This is a genomic window from Actinacidiphila glaucinigra (assembly GCF_035918135.1).
Classification (GTDB): domain Bacteria; phylum Actinomycetota; class Actinomycetes; order Streptomycetales; family Streptomycetaceae; genus Actinacidiphila; species Actinacidiphila glaucinigra.
The window spans coordinates 951,712-977,269 of sequence record NZ_CP109144.1 but is presented as its reverse complement, the minus strand read 5'-3'; the positions used below and the strand labels follow the sequence as shown (position 1 = coordinate 977,269).

General features: G+C 72.5%; 20 protein-coding genes. 10 read left to right on the top strand and 10 right to left on the bottom strand.

Features of this window, described 5'->3' with window-relative positions; all coding sequences use genetic code 11:
- Nucleotides 1-39: 39 nt before the first annotated feature.
- On the bottom strand, nucleotides 40-1,026 hold the full coding sequence (locus OIE69_RS04165; protein WP_326570558.1) for an ArsR/SmtB family transcription factor: 987 nt from the start codon (nucleotides 1,024-1,026) through the stop codon (nucleotides 40-42).
- Between the two features lie 158 nt (nucleotides 1,027-1,184).
- Here OIE69_RS04165 and OIE69_RS04160 point away from each other — a divergent pair, with 158 nt between their 5' ends.
- Nucleotides 1,185-2,609: an alpha/beta fold hydrolase gene (locus OIE69_RS04160; protein WP_326570557.1), complete on the top strand. Its 1,425-nt coding sequence runs from the start codon at nucleotides 1,185-1,187 to the stop codon at nucleotides 2,607-2,609.
- A gap of 148 nt (nucleotides 2,610-2,757) precedes the next feature.
- On the opposite strand, the gene OIE69_RS04155 is transcribed toward OIE69_RS04160, so the two are convergent.
- The 3 genes from OIE69_RS04155 to OIE69_RS04145 all read right to left on the bottom strand — a co-directional run bounded on the left by OIE69_RS04155 (nucleotide 2,758) and on the right by OIE69_RS04145 (nucleotide 5,313).
- Nucleotides 2,758-3,096 (bottom strand): hypothetical protein, encoded by a 339-nt coding sequence (locus tag OIE69_RS04155; protein ID WP_326570556.1) that lies wholly within the window; start codon nucleotides 3,094-3,096, stop codon nucleotides 2,758-2,760.
- Nucleotides 3,097-3,238: 142 nt separating this feature from the next.
- The gene (gap, locus tag OIE69_RS04150) at nucleotides 3,239-4,237 is read right to left on the bottom strand and encodes a type I glyceraldehyde-3-phosphate dehydrogenase (RefSeq protein ID WP_326570555.1); all 999 of its coding nucleotides are present in this window, start codon (nucleotides 4,235-4,237) and stop codon (nucleotides 3,239-3,241) included.
- Nucleotides 4,238-4,362: 125 nt separating this feature from the next.
- A complete protein-coding gene (locus OIE69_RS04145; protein ID WP_326570554.1) occupies nucleotides 4,363-5,313 on the bottom strand; it encodes a GlxA family transcriptional regulator in 951 nt (316 codons plus the stop codon).
- Nucleotides 5,314-5,532: 219 nt separating this feature from the next.
- Here OIE69_RS04145 and OIE69_RS04140 point away from each other — a divergent pair, with 219 nt between their 5' ends.
- Together OIE69_RS04140 and OIE69_RS04135 are read left to right on the top strand one after the other, a co-directional pair.
- The gene (locus tag OIE69_RS04140; RefSeq protein ID WP_392567455.1) at nucleotides 5,533-6,327 is read left to right on the top strand and encodes an SGNH/GDSL hydrolase family protein; all 795 of its coding nucleotides are present in this window, start codon (nucleotides 5,533-5,535) and stop codon (nucleotides 6,325-6,327) included.
- Between the two features lie 331 nt (nucleotides 6,328-6,658).
- Nucleotides 6,659-8,854 (top strand): TIGR03767 family metallophosphoesterase, encoded by a 2,196-nt coding sequence (locus OIE69_RS04135; RefSeq protein ID WP_326570553.1) that lies wholly within the window; start codon nucleotides 6,659-6,661, stop codon nucleotides 8,852-8,854.
- Between the two features lie 167 nt (nucleotides 8,855-9,021).
- Here the strand turns inward: OIE69_RS04135 and OIE69_RS04130 are convergent, their stop codons facing one another.
- On the bottom strand, nucleotides 9,022-12,828 hold the full coding sequence (locus OIE69_RS04130) for a GH92 family glycosyl hydrolase (protein WP_326570552.1): 3,807 nt from the start codon (nucleotides 12,826-12,828) through the stop codon (nucleotides 9,022-9,024).
- Between the two features lie 582 nt (nucleotides 12,829-13,410).
- Between OIE69_RS04130 and OIE69_RS04125 the strand changes: the two genes are divergently transcribed.
- Nucleotides 13,411-13,953: a hypothetical protein gene (locus tag OIE69_RS04125; RefSeq protein ID WP_326570551.1), complete on the top strand. Its 543-nt coding sequence runs from the start codon at nucleotides 13,411-13,413 to the stop codon at nucleotides 13,951-13,953.
- 76 nt (nucleotides 13,954-14,029) lie between these two features.
- Here the strand turns inward: OIE69_RS04125 and OIE69_RS04120 are convergent, their stop codons facing one another.
- Nucleotides 14,030-16,066, bottom strand: coding sequence for a S9 family peptidase (locus OIE69_RS04120; protein ID WP_326570550.1), 2,037 nt, complete (start codon nucleotides 16,064-16,066; stop codon nucleotides 14,030-14,032).
- Between the two features lie 282 nt (nucleotides 16,067-16,348).
- On the opposite strand from OIE69_RS04120, the gene OIE69_RS04115 reads away from it, so the two are divergent.
- The 5 genes from OIE69_RS04115 (at nucleotide 16,349) to OIE69_RS04095 (ending at nucleotide 21,018) form a co-directional block, all read left to right on the top strand.
- Nucleotides 16,349-17,854, top strand: coding sequence for an FG-GAP repeat protein (locus tag OIE69_RS04115; RefSeq protein WP_326570549.1), 1,506 nt, complete (start codon nucleotides 16,349-16,351; stop codon nucleotides 17,852-17,854).
- 147 nt (nucleotides 17,855-18,001) lie between these two features.
- Nucleotides 18,002-18,886, top strand: a complete 885-nt coding sequence (locus tag OIE69_RS04110; protein ID WP_326570548.1) for a hypothetical protein — start codon at nucleotides 18,002-18,004, stop codon at nucleotides 18,884-18,886.
- Nucleotides 18,883-19,104, top strand: coding sequence for a hypothetical protein (locus OIE69_RS04105; RefSeq protein ID WP_326570547.1), 222 nt, complete (start codon nucleotides 18,883-18,885; stop codon nucleotides 19,102-19,104). Before OIE69_RS04110 ends, OIE69_RS04105 begins: the two co-directional genes overlap by 4 nt.
- Nucleotides 19,105-19,450: 346 nt before the next feature.
- Nucleotides 19,451-20,647, top strand: a complete 1,197-nt coding sequence (locus OIE69_RS04100; protein ID WP_326570546.1) for a phosphatidylinositol-specific phospholipase C1-like protein — start codon at nucleotides 19,451-19,453, stop codon at nucleotides 20,645-20,647.
- A 77-nt stretch (nucleotides 20,648-20,724) separates the two neighbouring features.
- Nucleotides 20,725-21,018, top strand: coding sequence for a DUF5959 family protein (locus OIE69_RS04095; RefSeq protein ID WP_326580967.1), 294 nt, complete (start codon nucleotides 20,725-20,727; stop codon nucleotides 21,016-21,018).
- A 365-nt stretch (nucleotides 21,019-21,383) separates the two neighbouring features.
- Here the strand turns inward: OIE69_RS04095 and OIE69_RS04090 are convergent, their stop codons facing one another.
- Nucleotides 21,384-22,355, bottom strand: a complete 972-nt coding sequence (locus tag OIE69_RS04090; protein ID WP_326570545.1) for an SDR family NAD(P)-dependent oxidoreductase — start codon at nucleotides 22,353-22,355, stop codon at nucleotides 21,384-21,386.
- 219 nt (nucleotides 22,356-22,574) lie between these two features.
- Between OIE69_RS04090 and OIE69_RS04085 the strand changes: the two genes are divergently transcribed.
- Nucleotides 22,575-23,150 carry a TetR/AcrR family transcriptional regulator gene (locus OIE69_RS04085; protein WP_326570544.1) on the top strand — a complete coding sequence of 192 codons (576 nt, stop codon included), beginning with the start codon at nucleotides 22,575-22,577 and terminating at the stop codon, nucleotides 23,148-23,150.
- A 29-nt stretch (nucleotides 23,151-23,179) separates the two neighbouring features.
- Here OIE69_RS04085 and OIE69_RS04080 read toward each other — a convergent pair whose 3' ends face one another.
- The 3 genes from OIE69_RS04080 to OIE69_RS04070 form a co-directional block, all read right to left on the bottom strand.
- A complete protein-coding gene (locus OIE69_RS04080; RefSeq protein WP_326570543.1) occupies nucleotides 23,180-23,572 on the bottom strand; it encodes a hypothetical protein in 393 nt (130 codons plus the stop codon).
- A gap of 207 nt (nucleotides 23,573-23,779) precedes the next feature.
- The gene (locus tag OIE69_RS04075; protein WP_326570542.1) at nucleotides 23,780-24,499 is read right to left on the bottom strand and encodes an FAD binding domain-containing protein; all 720 of its coding nucleotides are present in this window, start codon (nucleotides 24,497-24,499) and stop codon (nucleotides 23,780-23,782) included.
- Between the two features lie 194 nt (nucleotides 24,500-24,693).
- On the bottom strand, nucleotides 24,694-25,515 hold the full coding sequence (locus OIE69_RS04070; RefSeq protein ID WP_326570541.1) for a siderophore-interacting protein: 822 nt from the start codon (nucleotides 25,513-25,515) through the stop codon (nucleotides 24,694-24,696).
- Nucleotides 25,516-25,558: the final 43 nt, after the last annotated feature.

Genomic DNA, 25,558 nt, shown 5'->3' with positions numbered 1-25,558 from the left:
TGCCCCCGGCCCGCCGTGGCGCGGGTCGGGGCGCCGGGATCAGTTCCTGCCCGTCAGACGTGATCCGGCGGGTGTACGCCGGTACAGCACCGTCCGTCCCGACCGGGTACGGGTCACGAGCCCGGCCCGGTGCAGCACGCCCAGGTGGTACGAGACCGTCGCCGCACTGAGGAAGTGGCGCGCCGCGAGCTGCGTGGTGGACGCCGGCCGCGCCAGCGCCCCGAGGAGCCCCGCGCGGGTGGGACCGAGCAGCCCGGCCAGCTCGGCCGAGGGGGGCACCGGTGCGACGGGCCGGTCCCGCACCGGATAGGCCACCATCGGCGGCCGCCGTCCGCCGGGCACCGGGTCCACGACCACCGCCGGCCCCGTCGCCACCAGCGACGGCACCACGATCACCAGGGGAACGGGGATCCCCACCGTGAAGCGGCTGTCGACGCGCAGCGTGCCGCCGGCCCACCGGATCCCCGGGTGCAGCGAGTTGAACAGCCCCGCGGCGCCCTGCCGGGCCAGCACCCCCGCGCAGCGGTCGACCTCCGCGTCGAGCGCGGCCTTCGCGTCGGGCCAGTGCGGGGCGAAGGCGAGTTCCCAGTACCGCCGCAGCTCCTCCGCGACCTGCCGGGCGACGTGTCCGCCGCCCCGCGTCATCGCGCGCCGCACTCCGGGCGGCAGCTCCGCTCCGGCCAGCCCGTTGCAGGGGCGGCCGTTGCGCAATGCCTCCAGCTCGTCGAGGACGCGGCCGGGCGGCGTGGCACGGACCCGGTCCAGTTCCTCCTCGACGGTGGGCGAGGGGCCGGACGGATGCGGGCTGAGGAAGTCCGGCAGGTAGCCGCCGCCGTCGAGCGCCAGTTCGGACAGCAGCGGCAGCCGTGCGCGGCGCAGCACACGGCGGGCGCGGGCCACCCAAGGATCGGCCTCCGGGTCCGGGCGCAGGCCCCAGGGCAGCAATGTCGCCGCGACCTCGTGCAACGGCGAGACGGCGAAGTGGGAGCGTGCCAGCCCGGCCGCGTCCACGGTGAGTTCGATCATCCTTCTGCCTGCCGCCCCTTACCCCGGGTTGCTTTCGAACGTGCTCGAATCGTGGCACGGAGTCTCGCCGCGGCGAGCCCTGTTGGCACAGTCTGATGGCCGACGGACGACAGGGGCACGGAGAACGCCGGAAGGCGGGGGTGCGTGTGATGCGGGCGATGCGCAGGGCCGGAAAGGCACGGGGGGCGCGGAGGTCCGGAGCACGCGCCGCGGTGGCGCTGGCCGCCGCCGGCCTGCTGATGGTGTCGGGCACCTGTACGTCGTCGGCCCAGGACCGGGGCGCCGCGGGGCCGTCCGGGGGGAGCGGGGGGCTCTCCGGCACCGCGGCGTGCCCCGGCCTGGAGGGCTTCAGTTGCGCCACGCTGACGGTTCCGCTCGACCACAGCGGCGCGGTGCGGGGCCGGCTGGGCCTGAAGGTCGCCATGGGGGACAACGCGAACGCTCCCAAAGGCGTCCTGCTGTTCCTGACGGGCGGCCCCGGGCAGCCGGGCGTCCCCTTCGTGGAACGGATCGCCAAGGCCATGGAGCCGGTGCTCAAGGACTACCGCCTCGTCATGATCGACCAGCGCGGCACCGGCGGCAACGCCCTGCAGTGCCCCGAACTGCAGGCGCAGATGGGGTCGTCCGACCTCACACCGCCCACCGCGGACGCGGTGCGGGACTGCGCCGCTGCCATCGGCACCGACCGCCGCTTCTACAGCACCGGCGACACGGTCGCCGACCTGGAACTGCTCCGCCGCGCGATGGGCGTGCGGAAGCTGACCCTCGACGGGGTCTCGTACGGCACGTACACCGCCGAGCGGTACGCACTCGCCCACCCAGGGCGCGTTGCCCGGATGGTGCTGGACTCGGTGGTGCCGCAGACCGGTTACGACCCGATGGACCTCGCCGCCATGCGGGCCGCGCCGCGCGTGCTGACGGCGGCGTGCGAGAGCATCGGCTGCACCACCGACCCGGCGGCCGACCTCGCCGAGGTCGTGGACACCTACGACAACGGCGTCGACGTGCTGGACGCCCTGACCACCTGGGAGTTCGTCGACCCGGACTACGCGGAGATGATCGACGCCCTCCACCAGGCCGCCGAGGGGGACCCCGGACTGCTGGGCGGCCTCATCCAGGGTGTACGGCAGGGCAGCGCGGCGAGCGCGGAGGAACTCAGCCAGGGACTCCACGCCTCGACGCTGTGCCTCGACGGCCGCTACCCCTGGGGCCGGTCGGACGCCCCGGTCGCCGGCCGCCGCGCCGCGCTGGAGAAGGCGGGCGCCGAACTCACCCCGGCCGACCACGGCCCCTTCGACGCCGCCACGGCGACCGGCCTCGGCTCCATGCTCAGCTGCCTCGACTGGCCCCGCACCCCCGCCCCGCCCCTGCCCGCCGCGCACCGCCGCCTCCCCGGCGTCCCGGTGCTGCTGCTCGGCGGCGACCGGGACCTGTCGACACCCGTGGAATGGGTGTACGACCAGAAGAAGCTGACCCCGTGGGCCCGGGTCGTCGTGGTCGCCGGCGCCGCCCACTCCGTCCAGAGCCGCGCGGCGAGCGACGAGGGCCGCCGGGCGGTCCACGACTTCCTGCTCGGTCGCTGACGGCCGCGCGGGCCGTCCCCGGCGCCGCGTCCGGCAATCCGGATGCGGCGCCGCGGCGGTCCGTGGTCCGTGGCTTCCGCACCCGATGACCGAGCCGTCGTCGCGCGAGCGCAGCGCGTGCGGGCGGTGGCGGGCGGGGCGGGGCCGCTCAGCCGTGGGGGTGGTCCGGGGCGCCGTCGACCCGGCGGGAGCCGCGGGCGTCGTCCATCCAGGCCGGGCGCGTCCGGAGGAAGGAGAGGTCCTCGGCGAACGGGTCGGCCGCGTCGCGGAGACGTTCGCCCTCTTCGGTGGTGAGCCGGGTGTACCAGGTCGTCAGATCGCCGCCGCCGCCGGTCCAGTCGGGGTACTCGTTGAAGCGGTGGAACCAGAAGGCCCGGCAGGCCGAGCAGCGCAGCAGGGACTCCTGGTCGTGGTGGGACTCGTACAGTGTCCGCACCCAGGCGAGTTCGGGTCCGGCGCAGCAGTCGATGAAGATCGGGGTCGCCACGGCGCGTGATCCTATCCCCCGGCGCGGGACCCCCGCGGAGCGATCCGTACTTCCCCCGCCCTCCGCGGGATCACCCTCGCCGGCCTTCTCCCGACCGGGGGCGGCCCGGGGCCGGCACCCTCGGGCGGCCCCCCGCCGACGGTCAGGCGCGGGCGAGGAGTTCGAGGGTGTCGACGACGCGGTTGGAGAAGCCCCACTCGTTGTCGTACCAGGCCACGACCTTGATGTGGCGGCCCTCGACGCGGGTGAGGGCGGCGTCGAAGATCGACGAGGCCGGGTGGCCGGTGATGTCGCTGGAGACCAGCGGCTCGGTGGCGTAGTCGAGGACGCCCTTCAGCTTGCCCTCGGCGGCGGTGCGGTAGGCGTCCAGCACCTGCTCGAGGGTCACCTCGCGGGAGACCGTGGTGTTGAGCTCCACGATCGAGCCCACCGGCACGGGCACACGGATCGAGTCGCCCGAGAGCTTGCCGTCGAGGTTCGGCAGCACCTTGCCGATGGCCTTGGCGGCCCCGGTGGTGGTGGGGACGATGTTCACGCCGGCGGCACGGGCGCGGCGCATGTCGCGGTGCGGGCCGTCCTGGAGGTTCTGCTCCTGGGTGTAGGCGTGCACCGTGGTCATGAAGCCGTGTTCGATGCCGGCCAGGTCGTCCAGCACGGACGCGAGCGGGGCCAGGGCGTTCGTGGTGCACGAGGCGTTCGACACGATGACGTGCCGGGCCGGGTCGTACTCGTCGGTGTTGACGCCGTACGCGAGGGTGACGTCCGCGCCGTCGGAGGGGGCGCTCACCAGGACCCGCCTGGCACCGGCGTCCAGGTGCGCGCGGGCGGCCTCCGCCGAGGTGAAGCGGCCGGTGGACTCCAGCACGACGTCGACGCCGAGTTCGGCCCACGGCAGCTTGGCCGGTTCGCGCTCGGCGAGCACCTTGATCCGGTGGCCGTCGACGACCAGATCGGATCCGTCCACCTCGACGGTGCGGCCCAGCCGGCCGAGGGAGCTGTCGAACTTGAGCAGGTGCGCGAGGGACTCGGGCGCGGTGAGGTCGTTGACGGCGACCACTTCGAGGTCGCTGCCCCGCTCGACGAGGGCGCGGAGGGTGTTGCGTCCGATGCGGCCGAATCCGTTGACGGCGATGCGGGTCATGGGGGGTTCCTTTCGTTGCCGTCTCCATGCTCCGCAGCGGGGCGCCGCTTCGGCAGTGGCCTGAACGACAGCATGCGCAAGGATCTCGCCGGACCTTTCGCCATCGCCCGCAAGGATCCCGCCACTCAGGCGGAGAAGGTGTTCCGGTACTCCGTGGGGGAGGTGCCGAGGATGCGGTGGAAGTGCAGGCGCAGGTTCGCGCCGGTGCCGAGGCCGACGCGGTCGGCGATCTGCTCCACGCCCAGGTCGGTGCGTTCCAGGAGTTCGCGGGCGAGGTCGACGCGGGCGCGGAGCACCCACTGCATCGGCGTGTAGCCGGTGTCCTCCACGAACCGCCGTGAGAAGGTGCGCGCCGACACCCGGGCGTTGCGGGCGAGGGCGTCGAGCGTGAGCGGTTCGGCGAGGTGCGCCAGCGCCCACTCGCGCGTGCTCGCGAACAGGTCGCCGAGCGGCTCGGGCACGCTCCGGGGGACGTACTGGGCCTGACCCCCGCTGCGGTAGGGCGCCGCCACCAGCCTCCGCGCCACGTGGTTGGACAGGCCGACACCGTGGTCGCGTCGCACCAGGTGCAGGCACAGGTCGATGCCGGACGCCGCTCCGGCCGAGGTGAGCACGTCGCCCTCGTCCACGAACAGCACGTTCTCGTCCACCCGTACCAGCGGATGCCGCTCGGCGAGGGCCTTGGTGTAGTGCCAGTGCGTCGTGGCCCGCTTGCCGTCGAGCAGGCCGGTCGCCGCCAGCGCGAACGCCCCGGTGGAGATGGCCGCGAGGCGGGTCCCGCGTTCGTGGGCCGCCATCAGCGCGCCGACGACGGCCGCCGGAGGTGCGGTGCCGGCGGGCTCCCGGTAGCCGGGGATGAAGACGGTGTCGGCGTCCTCGAAGGCCTCCAGGCCCTCCGCCACGTGGTACGACAGCCCGTCCCCGCCGGTCACCGGGCCGGGTGCGGCACCGCACACCCGCACCTCGTAGGGCATGCTCGGCCGGCTGGAGAACACCTGCGCCGGGATCCCGACGTCGAGCGGCTTGGCGCCCTCCAGCACGAGTACGACGACCTGGTGGTTCTTCCCGCGGCTCAACGGGCCTCCTCCTGCTCTCCCGCCCGGTGGCGTGTCCGGGCGCTACCGCAAGCATCCTGCCATCGGCCGCCCGGCGCCGCTCCGGCCGTGGGACGGCGGTGAGCCGAACACGGGATCTACGCGCGAAGAAATTTTAACATTCCATTGTCATGGACACTTCCCTGCGGGCCGGTTCCGGGGTTACCAAGTGGTAGTCAGTTTCCCGTCCAGGGAGGTTCCGTGAGACGCACCACGTCGTTGTCGGCCCTGACCACCCTGATCGTCACCCTGGCCTTCGGCCTGTTGTGGACCACCCCGGCACACGCCGCCGGGCCCGCCTACGTCGCGCTGGGGGACTCGTACTCCGCAGGCAACGGCGCGGGCAACTACGACAGCGCGAGCGGCAGTTGCCACCGGAGTTTCAGCGCCTACCCGTACCTGTGGAAGAACGCCCACGCCCCCTCCTCCTTCGCCGACACCTCCTGCTCGGGTGCGGTGACCACGGACGTGACGAACGGCCAGCTCGGCCCGCTGAACGCATCCACCGGTCTGGTCTCGCTCACCATCGGCGGCAACGACGCGGGCTTCTCCGACGTCATGACGACCTGCGTGGTGGGCTCCGACACCGACTGCGTCAACCGGGTCAACCAGTCGGAGACCTACGCCCGCAACACCCTCCCCGCCCGGCTGGACGCCACCTACAACGCGATCCGCGCCAAGGCCCCCAACGCCAAGGTCGTCGTCCTCGGTTATCCCCGCGTGTACACCCTGAACGTCCTGTGCGTCGGACTCTCCGACACCAAGCACCGCAAGATCGACGAGGCCGCGGACGTCCTCGACGGTGTCATCGCCGCCCGGGCCGCGGCCCACGGCTTCGTCTTCGGCGACGTCCGGGGGACCTTCAACAGCCATGAACTCTGCTCGGGCGACGACTGGCTGCACTCCCTGGTCGTCTCGCCGAGCTGGGAGTCCTACCATCCCACCGCCAAGGGCCACTCGAGCGGCTACTACCCCGTTCTGAACGCCAACAGCTGACCGCCCGCCTCCCCGCACCCCGGTGGGCCGGCCCGGTCCGGCCCCCTCCGGCGACCCCGTACGGCCGCGCCTCAAGGCCCGTACGGGGTCGCGTCGTTGCCCTCACCGGCCACCACCGGTCGCTGGATGAGTGACAAAGTGGATGAGTGGCTGTACCACTCCTTGCGGACCGGACCCTCCCTTTGCCAGGCTTGGCGGGCCCGGTCCCGCGCTCCACGACCGGGTGTTTCGCGTGCCTCCCTCGTCCCCCCTCGCCATGCCGTGCTGCCCGCGCACGGCGGCTGACGACCGAACAGGATGCGGAATGTCTCTGACGCGCCGAAGAATGCTGATGGCGACCGCCGTGAGCGTGGTGACCGCCGCCGTCGCCCCGGGCGGCCTCGCCGGCCTCGCGGCCGCCGCCCCACGGACCGCCGCCGCCGACGGTTCCGTACCGGGCCTGTCGACCGTGGACCGCACGCTGCTGCGCGGCCCGGACCTCGGGTCCGGCTACCGCGGGATCGTCGCGGGGCCCGGCGAACCCCACCTCGTCCGCAAGGACCTGGCCAACGTCACCGCGCCCACGGTGACCCGGTCGCTGATCGCCTTCGCCCAGATGTCCGACCTGCACATCGTCGACGACCAGTCACCGCTGCGCGTCGAGTGCCTCGACCGGCTCGCCGACTACGGCCCCCCGCACTACAACTCCTATCCCACCGAGTCCGCCTACCGCGCGCACGAGTTCCTCTCGACCCAGACGACCGACGCGATGTGCCGTGCCGTCCGGCAGATCGGGCGCGGGCCGCGGACCGGCGCCTCGCTGGCCTTCACCGTCGTCACCGGCGACGCCGTCGACAACTGCCAGTACAACGAGACCCGCTGGTACATCGACCTGCTGGACGGCAACACCGTCACCCCCGACTCCGGCAACCCCGCCCTCGACGAGAGCGTCGGCAGCGGGCGGTTCGGCACCGACGTTCACTACTGGCACCCGCAGGCCCGGCAGAGCCCCGCCGACAACAACGAACTGGCCGGCTTCCCCCTCGTGACCGGTCTGCTCACCGCCGCCCGCAGGCCCTTCACCGCGGGCGGGCTGCGCATGCCCTGGTACGCCGCCTACGGCAACCACGACGGCCTCGTCCAGGGCAACGTCGCACCGGACGTCCTGCCGTTCGACCCGCTCAAGGGCATCGCCACCGGCTCGACGAAGATCACCCAGATCGAGGGCGTCCCCGACGTCTTCGACAACGGGCCCGCCTACTACATCGAGCTGCTGACGGACATCATCACCGGCGACTTCACCCTCGACACCGAGAAGGTCACCGCCGACCCCGCGCGACGCCTGCTGGAGCGGCGCGAGTTCGTCGCCGAGCACTTCCGCACCACCGGCACCCCCGCCGGGCACGGCTTCACCTCCGGCAGCGACCGGGCCTACTACGCCATACCCTCCGGCCCCTCCGACCTCGTCCAGGTCCTCGTCCTCGACACCACCAACGCGGCCGGAGGCGCGGACGGCGCCCTCGACGAGGCGCAGTGGGAGTGGCTGGACGCGCAGCTGAGGGCGAACAGCTCCCGCTACGAGACGGACCGCCCCAACGGCACGGGCCCCGGCACGGTCGTCACGCAGCCCGGGGTCAAGGACAAACTGATCGTCGTCTGCTGCCACCACACGCTCGACTCGATGGACAACACCGACGACGACTCCCCGTACAGCGGTGCCGACCTGCGCGACAAGCTGCTGCGCTTCCCGAACGTCGTCCTGATGGTGGACGGCCACACGCACACCAACAACATCACCCCGCACAAGCCCGCCTGGACCTCCGCACTCAGCCGCGGCTTCTGGGAGGTCAACACGGCCTCGCACATCGACTGGCCCGTTCAGTCCCGGATCGTCGAGATCGCCGAGGGCGGTGGCTACCTGTCGATCTTCACCACCATGGTGGACGCGGACGCGCCGCTGTCGTACGGCGGGGACACCGGCACCCCCGCCGTTCTCGCCTCACTGGCCCGCGAACTGGCCGCCAACGACATCCAGTCCGTCGGCCGCGGGATCGACCTGCGCCGCGGGACGCCGACCGCCCGCAACACCCAACTGCTGCTCCCGCTGCCCTTCGCGCTGCCCACCGGCGCCGGCACGCCCGCGCCCGACTGGCCCCTGCTGCAGCAGGGCCAGAGCGGCACCCGCGTCAGGGCCCTGCAGTACCTGCTGAACGCCCGCGGGGTCGGGCTCGCCGTGGACGGCGTCTTCGGTATCACGACCGCCGCCGGGGTCCGCTCCTTCCAGACCGCGCGCGGCCTGCCCTCGAACGGCGTCGTCGGCCCGGCGACCTGGCAGCCGCTGGTCTTCGTGACGCTGGGGCAGGGCGACTCGGGTCCCGCGGTCTCCGCCGTGCAGTACCTGCTGAACACCCGCGGCGCGGGACTGACCGTCGACGGCGCCTTCGGCACGGCGACGGACGCCGCGGTGCGCTCCTTCCAGTCCGCCCGCGGGCTGCCCGCGGACGGCACCGTCCGGACCGGGACCTGGCTGAACCTGCTGGCGCCCTGACGGCACGGAGCGGCATCCCGGTGCTCCGGCGCCGGGGTGCCGCCCGCCCTCCGGCGGTGTGTCACCGAGGGGCGCGAACGACGGCCCGGGACGCGCCGCGGGCACGCGGCGAACGGCGAGGGCGGGCGCGGAGTCCACTCCGCGCCCGCCCCCTCGCCATGGGCGGATCAGCCCAGCAACTCCACCTCCGCCAGGGTCGACTCGGTGTCCAGGACCAGGCGGTACTGGGTGTAACCGCCTGGCTTGGGGACCGAGAAGGCCCGGGTCTGACGGTCCCAGGTGAAGGACTCACCGGAGCGCTTGTCGAGGGTCTTCCAGTGCGTGCCGTCCGAGGAGCCCTGGAGCGTCCAGCCGGTGGGCGCCTTGGCGCGGTCCGCCGACGAGGTCAGCGTGTACTGGACGGCCTTGGTGCGTCCGTCGACCGGAAGGTCCACGGTCGTGACCGCCGCGTCCGTCGCCGAGGTGTTGTCGAACAGCGCGCCGTCGCCCTTGACGACGTCCGCGCGGGGCGCGGGCGCCTTGTCGTCCTGGGTGATCGACACCGGCGCGGCGTTCTTGACGGTGCCCCAGGACGAGGGCTTCGGGCCCATGTCGAACTCCAGCACGCCGCCCTTGGCGAGCAGCGAGTGCGGCAGCGAGGTGGACTTCCAGGAGCGGCCGTTGACCTTGAGCCCCTGCACGTACACGTTGCGCGTGCTGTTCTTCGGCGCCTTGACGACCAGGTCCCTGCCGTTCTCCAGGTGGACCGTCGCCTTGGTGAACAGCGGGGAGCCGACGGCGTACTCGCCGCTGCCCATCACCAGCGGGTAGAAGCCGAGCGAGGAGAAGAGGAACCAGGCCGACTGCTCGCCGTTGTCCTCGTCGCCGTGGTAGCCCTGCCCGATGTCGCTGCCGGTGTAGAGGCGGGAGAGCACCTCGCGGACGTTCTTCTGCGTCTCCCAGGGGCGCCCTGCCGCGTCGTACATGTACGTCACGTGGTGGGCCACCTGGTTGGAGTGCCCGTACATGCCCATCCGCACGTCCCGCGCCTCCGTCATCTCGTGGATGACGCCCCCGTAGGAGCCCACGAACTCCGGCGAGGCGGTCTCCGGGGTGGCGAAGTACTCGTCGAGCTTCTTCGCCAGGCCGTCCCGGCCGCCGTACAGGTTGGCCAGGCCGCGGCTGTCCTGCGGAGCGGTGAAGGCGTAGCCCCAGCCGTTCGTCTCGGTGTAGTCGTAGCCCCACACCCGCGGGTCGTACTTCGCGGAGTCGACCCGCCAGTTCCCCTGGGCGTCACGCCCCTGGAAGAAGCCGGCCTTCGTGTCGAAGAGGTTGACGTAGTCCTGCGCGCGGTTGAGGAAGTACGCGGACTCCTCCTTGTAGCGCTTCTTGCCGGTCTTCGCGTAGAGGGCCTTGCCCATCTCGGCGATGCCGTAGTCGTTGAGGTACCCCTCCAGCGCCCACGACAGGCCCTCGTGGGTGTCGGTGCTCGTGTAGCCGAGGAAGGGGGAGGTGGCCATGCCCTTGCGGCCCACGCCCGACTGCGGCGGGACGACCGTGGCGTTCTTCACGGCCGCGTCGTACGCCGCCTCGGCGTCGAAGTCCACGCCCTTGACGTAGGCGTCGGCGAAGGCGACGTCCGAGGACGTGCCCGTCATCAGGTCCGCGTAGCCGGGCGACGACCAGCGCGAGGTCCAGCCGCCGTCCTTGTACTGCTGCACGAAGCCGTCGACCATCTCACCGGCCTGGCTCGGCGTCAGGAAGGAGTACGCGGGCCATGTGGTGCGGTAGGTGTCCCAGAAGCCGTTGTTGACGTAGACCTTGCCGTCCACGATCTTCGCGCCGGTGTGGGTCGGGGTGTCGGGGCCGGGCATCGCGGAGAACGGCGACGCGTACTGGTACTTCGAACCGACCTTCTCGAAGCCCGAGTTCGGGTACAGGTACAGCCGGTACAGGCTGGAGTAGAGCGTCGTCAGCTGGTCCGGCGTGGCGCCCTCGACCTCGACGCGTCCCAGCACCTTGTCCCACTGCTTCTGCGCGCGGGACTTCACCGTCTCGAAGGAGGTGCCGTCCGGTATCTCCTGGCGCAGGTTGTCCTTCGCCTGGTCGATGCTGATCAGCGAGGTGGCCAGGCGCAGCGACACGGTGCGGTCCTCGCCCGCGTCGAAGCGCAGGTAGCCCTTCACGCCGCTCGACGTGCCCTCGGTGACGGGGGCGTCGAACTCGCCGTACAGGAACAGCCGGGTGGCGCCGGTGGACAGCCCGGACTTCACGTCGGAGTAGCCGGTGAAGGTGCCGGTCTCCTTGTCGAGCGTCAGGCCGGCCTGCTCGGTGACGTTGTCGAAGAGCACGCTCGTGTCGTCACCGGGGTAGGTGAAGCGCAGCACGGCCGCGTGGTCGGTCGGCGCCATCTCCGTCTTGAGGCCGTTCTCGAACTTCACCCCGTAGTAGTAGGGGCGGGCGGTCTCGTTCTCGTGCCGGAAGGGCAGCGCCCGTGCGCCGCGCGCCGTGTCCGGGGTGCCGGAGGCGGCGGACGGCATCACCTGGAAGGTCTGCCGGTCTCCCATCCAGGGGCTGGGCTCGTGGCTGGCGCTGAACGCCTGGATGGTGGGCAGGTTGTCGGAGTTGTTCGCCTTGGCGTAGTCGTACAGCCAGTTGAGGGTGCCCGCGTTGGTCACCGGCGTCCAGAAGTTGAAGCCATGCGGGACGGCCGTCGCCGGGAAGTTGTTGCCGCGCGAGAAGCTGCCGCTGGAGTTGGTGCCGCGGGTGGTCAGCGCGTAGTCCGACAGGTGCGCCTTCGGCTTCTGCGGCGCCAGCGGCTTCAGTGCCACGTCGTCCAGCCAGCCGCGGAACTTCGCCGGGCCCTTGGGGGAGTCGTACGCCACCAGGATGCGGTCGACGGTCTTGCCGGCGGCGACCGATCCGATCCGGGACGAGACGTCGTTCCACTGGTTCACGTAGAGGATCTTGGCGGCGCCCTGCCCCTGCGGGGTGAGCGCGAAGCCGTGCTGGTCGGTGGCGCCCAGGCGGCTGAGGTAGGTGCCGTCGGTGAAGACCAGGTCCACGGAGACGTTGGTGGCGTCGTAGTCGCGGTCGCCGTCCGCCATCGAGGGGTAGATCCGGTACGACAGCGCGGTGTCCCGGCGGACGGGCACGTCGACGTCGAAGACCTTGTTGTACGAGTACGCCCGGCCGTCGCCGGTGTGCCGGCCCGCGTAGCGCAGTGCCCGCGTACCGGTGAAGCCGGCGCCCGACTTCGCCGTCGGGGAGCCGCTGGGGCCGCGGTCGACGAGCGTGAGCATGTCCTGCGGCACGGGGTCGCCGGTGCTGCCCGTCGACAGCTGCAGGTCGGCGAGCTGCGTGATGCCGGAGGCGCCGTTGTTCCTGGTGATGTCGATCCGGAAGTGCTGGTACTCGGCGGGCTCGGCGAGGTCGTACGACTTCGTCTGGAACCGCTCGGGGAAGGACTCGCCGGAACGGGTGTCCAGGGTCTTCCAGTCCTTGCCGTCGGTGGAGCCCTGCAGGGTCCAGTCCCGCGGGTCGCGTTCCGCGGCGTCGTTGGCGGACGTCAGCGCGTAGGTGACCACCTTCGCGGGGGCGTCGAGGTCGAACTCCACCCAGCCGGTGGGCTGGAAGACCAGCCACTTGGTCCCCGGCTCGGCGTCGACGAGGTTCTCCTTGACCTCGCCCGAGTCCGCGTACTCGCCGTTGGCGCGGATGTCGGTGACGTGGTCGTTGAGGTTGCCGGGAATGCCGGTGCTGTAGCCACCGTCCACACCCGAGGCCCGCTTGGACCCGTCCGCCGCGGTGTCCACCGTGTTGCGCCAGTCGAGCGCCGGATCACCCGACTCGAACGACGACGCGAAGGTGTCGACGTGCGGCTTGGTTCCGGGAACGGCGACCGCCGCTTGCTGCGTGGCCGCGGCCAGAGCGAAGGCGGTCGCCAACACGACCGCCGAGGAACTCCATCTGTGCCGGGCAGCTCTCTGCTGCATATGCGCGAGCACCCCTTCTGCGCCTAGACAACGTTGTCAAGTTCGCTTTGCAAGGGCTAGTAGGGGGTCAAGGCACCGGTGGTGTCAAGGGTGTTGGTGTGACTTTCGGACCGGCTGGGTTCGGTTGTCCGGTCATGTCCCTGCCCCTCGGCCGGCGATGGGCCTATGTGCGGCCCGGACGGGACGCCGTCCGGGACGGGAGCCGGCGTCCCGACGGGGCGCCGTCCGATCCGGCGCTCCGAGGGCATGCACGGGGATCGCGAAGCCGGCAACCGGTGGGAGTGCTGCCGGTGAAGCCGACCGGGGCCGGGAGGGACGATGCGTCACCACATCCCCCTGGCACCCGGTTTCCGCACCCGCGACTGGCACCGCCTGATAGCCTGCGATCTTCGCCGGTCACCCGGACGGAGTCCCCGGCAGGTCCCGATGCCCCGTCCCCCGTCTCTCCCGACCGCCCTCGACGCCCTGGATCGCGCCTTCGCCTCCGAAGAGCCCTTCCCCGTCACGGGGTGCCTGTACTGCTAAGGAGAGCAGGGCCTCGCCCAACTCTCCGGGCCGCTACGCCACATATCCGACGACCTGGTGTCCTCGGTCGCCGCGGAGACGCCCGGCCACTGGGGCGACTTCCCGCGCCTTTACCGTCGACTCGTCCCGCGCATCATCCGCCCGGTCGTCACCGGCCTGTTCGGCATCGATGAGGAACTCGTCGCCTCCCGCCTGGTCCAGGCGGGCTGGACCACCTGGGACGCGCCCCTGACCGAAGCCCTCCGCGACGTCTGGGACGCCTGGTGGCAGACCACCTTGCGCACCCACCCCGGACCCGTGCCCATCCGGACGGCCCTCGCCGTCGTCACCGTCGCAACCGGCGGCCTGTCCTCCTGGCTGGACACATGGACCGGCATCCGCACCACGGCAGCCGACGCCCGACTGGCGGGCCTCGTCGACGATGTGCTGTTCGAGTCCGAGTTCACCGACCTGAGCATGGGTTTCTACGACGAATACCACGCCACCGCGGAGCTGGTGGAGTGGGTGCTCACCGATGTGCGTGACCGTGTCGCCGACGCACGTCCCGACGCCCTGTACCGCCTCGAGGCTTTCCAGACCGGCGCCCGGCACGCCGAATGACCGTGGACGCGCGGCACGCGACCGCCGGGGCCCGGACCGGACCGGGCCCCGGCGGCGCGGGTGGGACCGGGCGGCGTCAGACCAGGTCGGGGCGCTGCCACTCCTCGCCCAGGACGTGGTGCGCCAGGAAGCCCAGCACCGTGGCGTACCACAGGCGGACGTTGTTGGGCTTGACGATCCAGTGGCCCTCGTCCGGGAAGTACAGGAACTTCGCCGGGACCCCGAACCGCGCCAGGTCGTTCCAGAGCGCCAGGCCCTCGCCGATCGGCACCCGGTAGTCCTTGTCGCCGTGGATCACCAGCATCGGCGTGGTGATCTGCGCGGCCCGCAGGTGGGGCGACTCGCGCTCGTACCGCTCGGTGCTGACCAGCGGGTCGCCCTGCCGCCGCATCCAGTAGGCCGGGAAGTCGGTGACCTGGGCGAAGCTGTACATGTTCCACAGGCTCGCGTGGGTGACGATCGCCTTGAAGCGGTCGGTGCGGGTGGCGATCCAGTTGGCCATGTAACCGCCGTACGAGCCGCCCATCATCGCGGTGCGCCCGCCGTCCAGGTCGTCCCGCAGCAGCGCCGCGTCGGTGAGCGCCATCACGTCGTCGTACGGCGCGCCGCCCCAGTGCGCCCAGCCGCGCTCGTGCATGTGCTGGCCGTATCCGGTGGACAGTGCCGGGTCCGGCAGCAGCACCGCGTAGCCCGCGGCCGCCGCCACCCACGGGTTCCAGCGCCAGTGCCAGGCGTTCCAGCTGGTCTGCGGGCCGCCGTGCACCCACAGCAGCAGCGGCGCCGGGGTGTCGGCGCCCGCGCCGTCCGGCAGCACCAGCCAGGCCCGCAGCGCCGTCCCGTCCTCGGCGGTGGTGTGCACCTCGGTGAGGCGGCCCGGCAGGGCCGTGTCCTGCCCGGGGCAGGGCAGCGGAACGGGCTGCTGTCCGGCCGTCGCGGCGTCCAGGCGCACGGGGAGCGGGGGGCTGTCGACCGCGGAGCGCAGCGCGTACACGGTGCCGCCGTCCGGGCCGACCACCACGTCCGAGTACGTACCGGAGGCGGTGAGCGCCAGCAGTTCACCGCTGCCGGTCGAGAGCCGGAAGACCGGGCCGTGGCCGCCCTCGTCGGCGGTGAAGTACACCACCGGGGCGCCGTCCCGACCGGGAACCGGGGAGACGACCGGCGCGCCCGGCCACTGGCCGAAACCGGGCAGCAGGTCGCGCCCGGCGTCCCGGTCGTCCGTGGCGCTCGCCAGCCACAGCGTGACGTCACCGGGGGCGTCCCAGGTGACCCGCTGCCGGCGGGCGCACACCAGGTCCCGGCCGTCCGGGGTGAACGCCGGGGCGCCGAACTCCGCGTCGGGGGACTCCAGTATCCGCAGCGGCTTGCCCGTCTCGGCGTCCGCGACGACGACCACGGAGCGGAGTTCGTCGGGGAGGGTGCCCACCGCCGTCGCGTACGCGACCAGCGAGCCGTCGGGGGAGAGCGCGACGCCCTCGGCGAAGGCGGTGCGGCGCGCGCCGCAGTCCGTGGCGGCGGGCTCCTGCGCGGTGGCGTCCGCGACGGTGAACACGTGCGGGACGCCGGGGCCCAGGTCGTGGTCCCAGTGCCGCACCGGCACCGACTCGTGCAGGATCGCCGAGACCTTGGCCTTCCGGCGGGCCTCGCGCAGCCGCTGGTCCTGCTCGGCGTCCGCCGCGCCCGGCAGCAGGGAGGCCCCGAGGGCGATCCGGGAGGAGCCGGTGGCCGTCGCGTACTCGTCGATCCCGCCGGCCCTGGCCAGCAGTTGTGCCGCCTCGCCGCCACCCGCCGGCAGGCTCCACAGCGCCGCCTCCTGCCGGTCCTCCTCGCCCTCGCCGGGGTCGGCGGCCGGACGTGAGGACAGGAACAGCAGGGTGCCGTCGGGCAGGAACCGGGGTGCGGACTCGCCGCGCCCGGAGCGGGTGAGCCGCCGGGCCGGGCGCTCCCCGGCCGGGTCCACCTCCCACAGGGCGCCGATGAACCGGGTGCGGTCGGCGGAGAGCTCCTGAACCGCCGTCACCAGACGAGTTCCGTCCGGTGACAGCGCGAGCGAGGAGACGCGGGGCAGCGCGAGGAACGCCGCCAGGTCGTGGAACGCAGTGGATTCGGGCATGAGGATCATCCTGAATCCCGAGGGCGGCCCCGCACCAGTGGCCCCGGAGGCAAATCGCGGTCAAAGACGCAGGCGGCGCCCGCCCGGCGGTCCCGCGCGCCACAGGCCGACGGCCCGGGCCCGGAAGGCGATCCGTACGGCTGCTACAACCCTCCGCGAACACCAGGTGTCTTGTGGGTGACGGAACACCGGGCGTTGCCGCCGGAAGGTACCCGGCCGCGGGTTGACGACGCGGCGGCGGAGGACGGCGAGGGCAACCCAGGAGACCAAGGAGGTTCTTCTGTGCGTCACATCAAGAGCGCGGCCCTCATGGCCGCGGCACTCCTCACCCTGGGCGGCGGCGCCCTGCTCACGGCACCCGCCGCGCAGGCGGATGTGCCCTTCCCGTCGATCGGGTGGCAGCAGCGCAACTGCGACTTCGACGGCAACGGCCACGACGACGTGCTGATCGGCGCCCCCGGCGCCACCGTGTCCGGGGCCAAGGGCGCCGGGTACGTCACCGTGCAGTACAGCGGGCCGCGCGGCCTCAGCACCACCAAGCGGTCCGTCCTCAGCCAGAGCACCTCGGGCGTCGCCGGCGCCGCCGAGGCCGGCGACGGCTTCGGACGGGCCGTCGCCACCGGCGACCTGGACAACGACGGCTACGACGACGCGGTCGTCGGCATCCCCGGCGAGGACCTCGGCACGCTCTCCGACGCCGGCGGCGCGGTCGTCTTCTGGGGCTCCCCGACCGGACTGCACGGCGGCGACAGCTTCTGGCTGGAGGACCCCGACCAGCCGCGGGTCGGCGCGAACTTCGGGCGGGCCGTCGAAGCCGCCCGGTACTTCGCCCCGGATCCCTCGGACCCCGACGCCAACCTGCGCGACAGCATCGCCGTCCTGGAGAACGACTCCCTGCTGTTCTTCACCGCGGAGCCGGGGGCGGCCGCCGCACCGCGACTGCGGCAGGCGGACCGGGGAGTCCGCGCCCTCGAGCGCGCGGCGCAGGACACCGGCCTCGCCCTGCGGAGCCTCAGCCACGGCAACTACAACGAGGACCCCTGGGCCGACCTGGCGATCTCCGGGGTGACCACTGGCGACCGGCCCGGGATCGGCGTCACCCAGGTGCTGCACGGCGCACCCGGCGTCGAGGACCTCTCGGACGGCGGCACCTTCGAAGGCGGGCCCGCGGTCGTCTCCAGCGACTTCAACCAGGACGGCCAGGACGACCTGGCCATAGGCGACACGGGCACGGGCTCCGCGCTCGGCGGATCCGTCTCCGTCTACCTGGGCAGGGGCGACCTCTCGGGCCTCGACCCGACCCCGGCACAGATGTGGACCCAGGACTCGGCGGGCGTCCCCGGTGTCGCCGAGGCCGGCGACCGCTGGGGCGCCGAGTTGTCCTCCGGTGACACCAACGGTGACGGCCACCCGGACCTCGCCATCGGCGCCCCCGGAGAGGACATCGGCTCCGTCGCCGACGCCGGCGCGGTCTGGACGCTTCGCGGCGCACGGGGCGGCCTCACCGCGACGGGAGCGCGCAGCTTCGACCAGAACACCGCCGGCATCCCGGGCGCCGCGGAGGCCTCCGACCGCTGGGGCGGCCAGATCCGGCTGATCGACGCCGACAAGGACGGCCGCTTCGGCCTCCTCGCGGCGGCCCCGGGCGAGAACACGAACGACGGCTTCGTCTGGGTCGTCCCCGCGTCGTCCTCCGGCCTGGTCGCCAAGGGGACGTGGACGTACAACGGCGCGAACCTCGGCGCGCCGACGGCCGACGCGCAGTTCGGCGCGGCGATCGACGAGTAGGCGGACGCCGCAGGCGGCGTGTGGCGCCGCGCCCGGGAGGACCGGGTGCGGCGCCACACGCCCGCACGGACGTCGTGAGACGCGCGCGGCCCCCGCAGGACGCGGGGGGATCCCGGCGGGTGCCGCGCAGCGGCTACCATCGCGCGCATGCCGATACCCGAGGGGAGCGGTCGCGCCGAGGGGGCGGAGCCCGGTCGGTGGCGCGTCGCCGTGGTGGACCGTCACAGTGAGGTGGGGCGGCCGCCGTACCCGTCGCGGCCCGACGGACGGCCGCTGGCGCGGCGGGACGACCTGCGCATGCAGGGGGCGACCGGTGAGGTGGGCTGCGTCGACGTCTCGGGACGGACGCGCTGGACCCATGCCTTCGACGGACGCCCCAACGCCGCCCACATCTCCGGGGGCAGGGTGCTGGTCACCACGGACTCCCTCGAGTACACGCCGTGGGGATTCCTCGGTCCGGCCCTCCTGCTCGACCTTGCGGACGGCACCCTGATCGCCGAACTGCGCGGGGAGCGCGGCGCCGCGCTGCGCGGCGGACGCTTCCTGCTCGGCCTGGAGGGCTACGACTTCTTCGACACCTGGCAGCACGACCGCGACGGCGCCACCGTCGACTCATGGCGCAGTTACGGCCACTACGTCGTCGGCACCGGCGTCCGTGTCGTCGAGGCCGACCGGAGGCACCCCACCGAAAGCCGCGTGGTGCGCCTGCTGCCCGGGGGCGTGATCGAGCGGGGCCCACGCCTCACCGACCCGGTGGCACCGCGGCCGGTGGTGCTGGAGGACGGCACGATCCTGGTGCTCGACGCCGGGGTGCTCCGCGCCGTCGACCGCGGCCTGGCCGGTACCGTCCTCGCCGAACTGCTGCCGGTGGCCGCCGGCAACACGTCTCACCGCATCAGCTCGCTCCGCCTCGACGGCGACCGTCTCACCGCGGTCATCGCCGAACCCGGCCCGGGGCGGCCCACCCCGTACACCGTGCACACCTGGACCCTCGCCCTCCACCGGCGCGACGCAGCCACGAGGCACTCATGACCGACCACGCGCGGCCGCTCGAGCTCTTCCGTTTCGACGACGAAGTGCAGCGCGTCAGCGTCCGGATGGAAGGCGGTCCGCCGTCGGGCATGGGCGACGACCGGTACCTTTCCGGACGACGCCGACCTGTCTTCTGCTCGCGCATCCTGGTTGTCCCTTTCGCCTGGCCGAGCGGCATGAACGGGCGCTCTTCCCCGGTGAGTGGCGAACACATGTAAGCGATCGCCTCCTGGGCGAGTCTCGGGAGTCGCAGCACGGTCGTCCCGGACGGGCCTTCCTTGCACGCCTGCGCGCGCAGCAAGGGTCGTCCGCACGAAGAGGACTTTGTTCGCCACCTGCGCAACGGTTCGGTGTCGGCTGCCACGGGGTCAGCCGTTCATGACGTTCTCAGCCCGACCGACGAGGGTCGCCGATCACCATGCCGGCGGCGGTTCTCGAGCGGGGCGGAGACGCGTGGCCAGTTCAGGCAGGATTCATTCTGCCGGTGATCTTCCGGAGAGTGGAAGGCACCGTCGGGACACAACTGCCCTCTAGGTTACGCGGGTTGTCACTTATGGAGGACAGATGATCACCCGTGCCCGCCTGGGCGTCATACTTGCCGCCGCGTTGACGACGGTCTTCACGAGCGCCGTCGTGCCGAGTGCCGTCTCGGCGCAGCAGCCGGACCCGGCCGCTGCGAGCGCCACCGCGCACTCCGGCAAGGTCCGGATGAACGAGATCCAGTTCATGGGCGCCCACAACGCCTTCCACCGGGAGATGCAGGGCGTCGAGCTGGCCGAGTCGATCAAGATCGACCCTGGTTACCCGTCGTGGGGTTTCTACTCGCACGCGTCCGTCTCCGACCTGCTGGGCCGGCAGAACGTGCGCGCGCTCGAGTTCGACCTGCTGCCCGACCCCGACGGGGGCCTGTACCAGCACCCGCTGGCCCGCAAGCGGGCCGGTCTCGGCCCGATCGACGACCCGGCCATGGCCGCACCCGGCATGAAGGTCATCCATGTCGCCGACCAGGACTACAACTCGACCTGCCGCACCCTCGTGGCCTGCATGCAGCAGGTGAAGACCTGGTCGAAGGCCAACCCGCAGCACGTGCCGATCATCCTGCAGCTGGAGCTCAAGCAGACCGACGACCGTTGGGAGCAGCTCGGCGGCGCGGTCAGCCCGGCGTGGAGCGGCAAGCTGCTCGACGACCTCGACAAGGAGATCCGTTCGGTCTTCTCCGAGTCGCAGCTGATCACCGCTGACGACCTGCGCCGTCCCGGCCTGACGCTGGAGCAGTCGATCCTGAACAACGGCTGGCCGACCCTGGACCGGGCGCGCGGCAAGGTGATGTTCTTCTTCGACAACGGCGGCCCCGGCGCCATCCGCGACATGTATCTCGACGGGCACCCCAGCCTGCAGGGCCGGGCCGTCTTCACCCGCGGCAACCCTGGCGACGCGGATGCGGCGATCACGATGGTGAACGACCCGCGCGGCGCCAACGAGGCGACCATTCGCGACCTGGTCAAGCGGGGCTACATCGTCCGCACCCGCTCGGACGAGCCGCTGAAGACGGTCGTCAACAACGAGTTCAGCCGCGTCCAGACCGCTCTGGCCAGCGGCGCGCAGATGGTCACGACGGACTTCCCGAGCGTCGGCATGGCCGCCCGCTACAACAGCGACTTCGTCGCAGAGCTGCCCGGCAACGAGCCGGTTCGCTGCAACCCGGTGACCGCACCGCGCAACTGCCACGACGACAGGCTGGAGCCCTCGTCCACCCGATGAGCGCGCTCTGAAGGGCGGCCGTCCGATCCCGGACGGCCGCCTTTTCCTCTCCGAACCACGAACCGCGGTGCCGACGGCTGTGTCGTGGTGGAGAGCGGCTTCGTCGGCGGGCGGGTGAGCCGGCCCTCTCGCTCGAAGGCCTCGACGAGTGGGGGCGCTGCCTCGACGCACTCGCTTCCGGCGAGGGTGCCGAGTGGCCGCCCGACGAACGTACCGCGTGGCTGGACATCGTTCCGGACGACCCGGTGGAAGTGGCGGTCCACGATGCGCCGTCCACCCAGGTCGCGGTGCGGGTACCGGTCGACGTCGCCGAGGACCGGCTGGAGGCGAACCGCCTGCGCCTCGGGCGAGTGCGCCGGGCCATCGGCTGAACCGCCGGTCGGCGGCGGGCCGTCGGGGACCGGTGCGGGCGATTCGATCGCGCTGTCGCGCTGCCGTCGCGCCCTCGATCGCAAAGGAGGTGGGAACCGTGAGCCGGCCGACTCTCATGTGCTCCCACCACGTTCCGAGGGCGCCGAGGATCACAACGGGAGCGCGTCACCACCCCGAAGGACCTCGCGTGACCGATCTGTCCATCCGCCCCTCGCCGCAGGCGAGGAAACGCCTTCGAATCCCCGCCCGATCCCGGCCTTGCCCTGACCCCGCTCGCCGGAAGGCGGGGTGCGGGACCCGGGTGCACGACCGGGTCAGCACCCCGCATCCGCCCGGGGCCGTGGCCGGCGGCCGGGAGGCCGCGTCAGTACCCGAGTTCCTTCCGCGTGCCGTCCCAGAGCCGTTCGGCCGAGGCCGCGTCGATCGCCCAGGCCGCGACACCGGTCCCGCCCGCGGTGGGTTCGGGCTGGAGCGCCGCCGGGCGGCAGTCCTCGAAGTAGCGGCCGGTCACGCCCTCGACCAGCGGGGAGGCGGCGAGGAGCACCTGGGTGGCCGCGCCCTGCTGCGGGGTCTTCCAGCCCGGCGGGACGTCCAGCTTCTCGCCCGCGTCGTTCGTGGCGCCCACGAACCGCAACTGCTCGTCGCTGAGGTGCCGCTGCAGATTGGTCATGATGCCGCCGGGGTGCAGCGCGTTGGCGGTGATGCCGTCGGCCGCCCAGTGCCCGGCCAGCGCGACGGTGAAGAGGATCGCGGCCGACTTCGACTGGCCGTACGCCGTCCAGGCCTCGTAGGGGCGGTGGGCGAAGTGGATGTCGTCGAAGTCGACCGGGGCCATCAGATGGGCCGAGGAACCGACCGTGACGACCCGGGCGCCGCCGGCCGCGCGCAGCGCCCCGTGCAGGCCGAGGGTCAGCGCCGCGTGACCGGTGAGGTTCACGGCGTACTGGATCTCCCGCCCCTGCGGGGTGAGGGTGAGTTCCGGTACCGCCATGACGCCCGCGTTGTTGACCAGGATGTGCAGCGGCCCGCTCCAGCCCTCCGTGAAGGCACGGACGCTGTCGAGGTCGGCCAGGTCGGCCAGGTCGACACGGGCGACGCCGACGTCGTCCCGGCCGGTCTCCCGGCGGATGCGCTCGACGGCGGTCCCGGCCGCACGCGGGTCGCGCACGGCGAGGGTCACCTCCGCACCCGCCCCGGCCAGGGCGAGGGCCGTCTCCAGGCCGATCCCCGAGGCGCCGCCCGTGATGACGGCCCGCTTGCCGTAGAGGTCGACGTCGCGTACGACGTCCGCCGCCGTGGAACGCGCGCCGAAGGGGATGTCGGTGACGAGGGACATGAGTTGCTCCTGCTTTCGGACTTCCGGCATGCGCGTGCGGGCCACGCCTGGTGAGGGTGTCGGCTGGGCAACCAACCGGTTGGTTGCAATGTAGGCCGAGGAGTGCGGGAATGCAACCATCCGGTTGGTTGCCTGTGTGGGGCGGGAGCCTCCGGGCGGCCGCGGGCGGTGCCGCCCACCGCGGCGCCCCGCCCGACCTGGATCTCCTAGGCTGTCACCATGGCTTATGACTCCGCCGCCACGCGGGCGCGCCTCATCGAGGCCGCATACGGCGAATTCGTCGCGCACGGGCTCGCCGGTGCCCGTGTCGACCGGATCGCCAAGGCCGCGCCGGCCAACAAGCAGGCCATCTACGCCTACTTCGGGTCCAAGGACGAGCTCTTCGACGCGGTGCTCGAGGCCCGGCTCCGCGTGCTGGCGGACGTCGTGCCGTTCACCCCCGACGATCTGGCCGGGTACGCGGGCGCGCTGTTCGACGCCTTCACCGACGACCCCGACCTCATCAAGCTGACCCGGTGGAAGGCCCTGGAGCGTCCCGAGGCGTCGGTCATGGAACGGGACAACCACCTCGCCAAGGCGCGGGCGGTCGCGGACGCCCACGGTGTGGGACTCGAGGCGGGCATGGACGCGCTGATGGTCGCGCTGTCCGCCGCGCAGGCGTGGGTCACCACGCCCGCGAGCATCCGCAATCCGGGGGACGGCGAGGAAGCGGCCCGGCGCGTCCGGCACCGCGAGGCGGTCGTGGCGGCCGTGGGCGCGATGACCGAGCGCCTTCTGCCGCCGGCCGCCGGCTGACCCCGCCCGCCGGCCTCACCCGCCGGTGGTCAGAGCTCCGCCTCGCAGGCCTCCAGCCTGGCGAGCAGGCTCGCCAGGGCGCCGCTCCACCGCGCGGTCCCCCGCTGTTCCGCGAGGAGGGCGCGCAGCGCCCGGACCTCCTCGGCGGCGAAGGACTCGTGACCGGGGTTGTACTCGAACTGCAGGAACGCCACCTGCAGCTCGAAGTACCGGGAGGGGTCCGCGTCGTGGAGCCAGCGGTTCAGCGCCAGCGCCGCGGCGCCTTCCGCGCGGGCGCACCGGAGACCGACCGACGGCTCCACGACGAACTCGACCGTGGTGACGCCGTCGGGTGTGATGAGGCACATCCGCGCCGGGTCCGCCCCGCTCCGGACCATGCCGAACGCGGCGCCGCGCCGCGGGTCTTCCGGCGTGTCATCCATCTCTTCTCTCGTCTCTTCCGATCCGGTGGGGGACGGCCGGGGCCCCGCGCCGGTGTGCGGCGCGGACCCTCGCACACATCAACAACCGGGAAGGCCCGGGCATACCCGATGTGACGGAAGAGATCTCGTGGATTCCTCGCGGAGTCCCCGCGGATTCGGGGCGGGGACTGCGCCGGGACCGCGAACCGCGAGGGCGGCCGCGTGGGCTCAGGCGCCGGGGAGCCGCCCGGCGAGTCCGGTGACCTGCCGGCGCACCACTTCCCACGCCTCGGGGTGGAGCGCCGCGAGGTCCGTCTCCTGCAGCGCGTGCAGGGCCGCCCCGGTGTCGCCGCCGAACGGCGCGCTCGCGCCGAGCACTTCGTGGCCGTCACGGACCGCGACACGCAGGAGGCGTCCTTCGTCCGCGGCGTGCACGGCGGCGGCGACGACCAGGGGCGGGGGGCCGCCCGCCTCACCGGGCAGTTTGTCGTAGGTGCTGACCAGCGGCTCCCGCCAGCGGATGCCGAGCAGGAGGTGCTGCTTGGCCACGGCCTCGGCCAGATCGGTCTCGTGGGTCCGCTCAGGCTCCAGGATGATCGCGCGGGAGCCGAGGACGAGGGCGGCGGGCAGGAGGCAGCGCAGGGTGCTGCCGACGAGGTTGCCGCCGACGGTGGCCGTCCGCCGCACGGCGCCGGTGCCCACACCTGCGGCCGCCCGCCGCAGCACCTCGGGAACCCGGTCGTCGATCCGGTTCAGCACCACCGCCGCGCCCAGCGCCTCGCGTTCGATCGCGTTGGCCTCCGGCAGGTTGCGCAGTGACATGGCCCGCTCGGGGAACCCGTCGCGCTGCCAGGTGGCCCAGACGAGCGTCGCCCCGCCGACGGGCACCGCCCCCTGGGCCATGAACTCCTGTGCTTCGGGCACGGACGTGGGCAGATGCAGCAGCACGGCAGTCGACCCGCCTTCCGGGAGTCGGTGACCGGACGGCGAGTGTGCCGGTCGCATGATCGCTTGTGCTGGGCATTCTCCCCGTCCACGCGGGAGCGCGTACAGGGCTCAACTGTTCGCCTTGTGCGCCCTCCGTGCGCGACGTGCCTCCCGCGCGCGGGTCCGGGGCGACCCGGGCCCCACCGCGGCGGCGGTCAGGCGTTCTCGTGGCGCGCCTCGTGCCGCCAGAAGCCGGAGAAGGTGATGCGGTCCTTGGGGAGGCCGGCGCGGTGCAGGTGCCGGCGGCCCTTGGTGGCGAGGCTCTGCTCGCCGACGACGAAGGCGTACCCGGTGGCGTCCGCCGGGGTGTGCCCCCGCAGTTCGGCGAGTGCGACGGAGCCGGGGACGGCGTGCGGGTCGTCGCGCACGACCCAGGTGACGGCGATCCCGTCGGGGGCGTCGAGGTCGCGCCGGTCGTCGGAGGTGGGGACCTCCTGGATCAGCCGGCCCACGGTGTCGCGGGGGAGGGACCGCAGGATGCCCGTGGCGGCGGGCATCCCGCTCTCGTCGGCCACGACGAGGATCTCGGAGGCGTCCTCCGGGCAGTCGAACATGACGCCCTGGTCGAGGAGCGCCAGCGCGTCGCCGGCCCGTGCGCCGCAGGCCCATATCGCGGCACGGCCCTCGAGTTCACCGTCCGGCGTGCGGTGCACGACGAACTCGATGTCCATTTCGGCCGTTTCGGGGCGGAACGCGGCGACGGTGTAGTTCGAGTAGTGCGGACGCTCGGCCGTGGGGATGGCGAGGTAGGGCTGCCACCACCGGGCGCCGGAGAACTCGGGCAGCCGCAGGGCGTCCTGGTGGGGGAGTTGCATGAAGAGGCGGAACCAGTGGTCGTAGCCCATCCACGGGAAGTCGGCGAGGTCGGCGCCCGTCACGGTCACACGGTGCAGGGAGGGGGTGACCCGCTCGGTCCTGACGACCTCGGCGCGGAACATCCTGGGGTTCTGCGGCATGAGCCGCGGGGTCTTCGCCATGAAGGAAGGTTAGCCTAAGTTTACCGAGGCGGAAGGGGGGTGG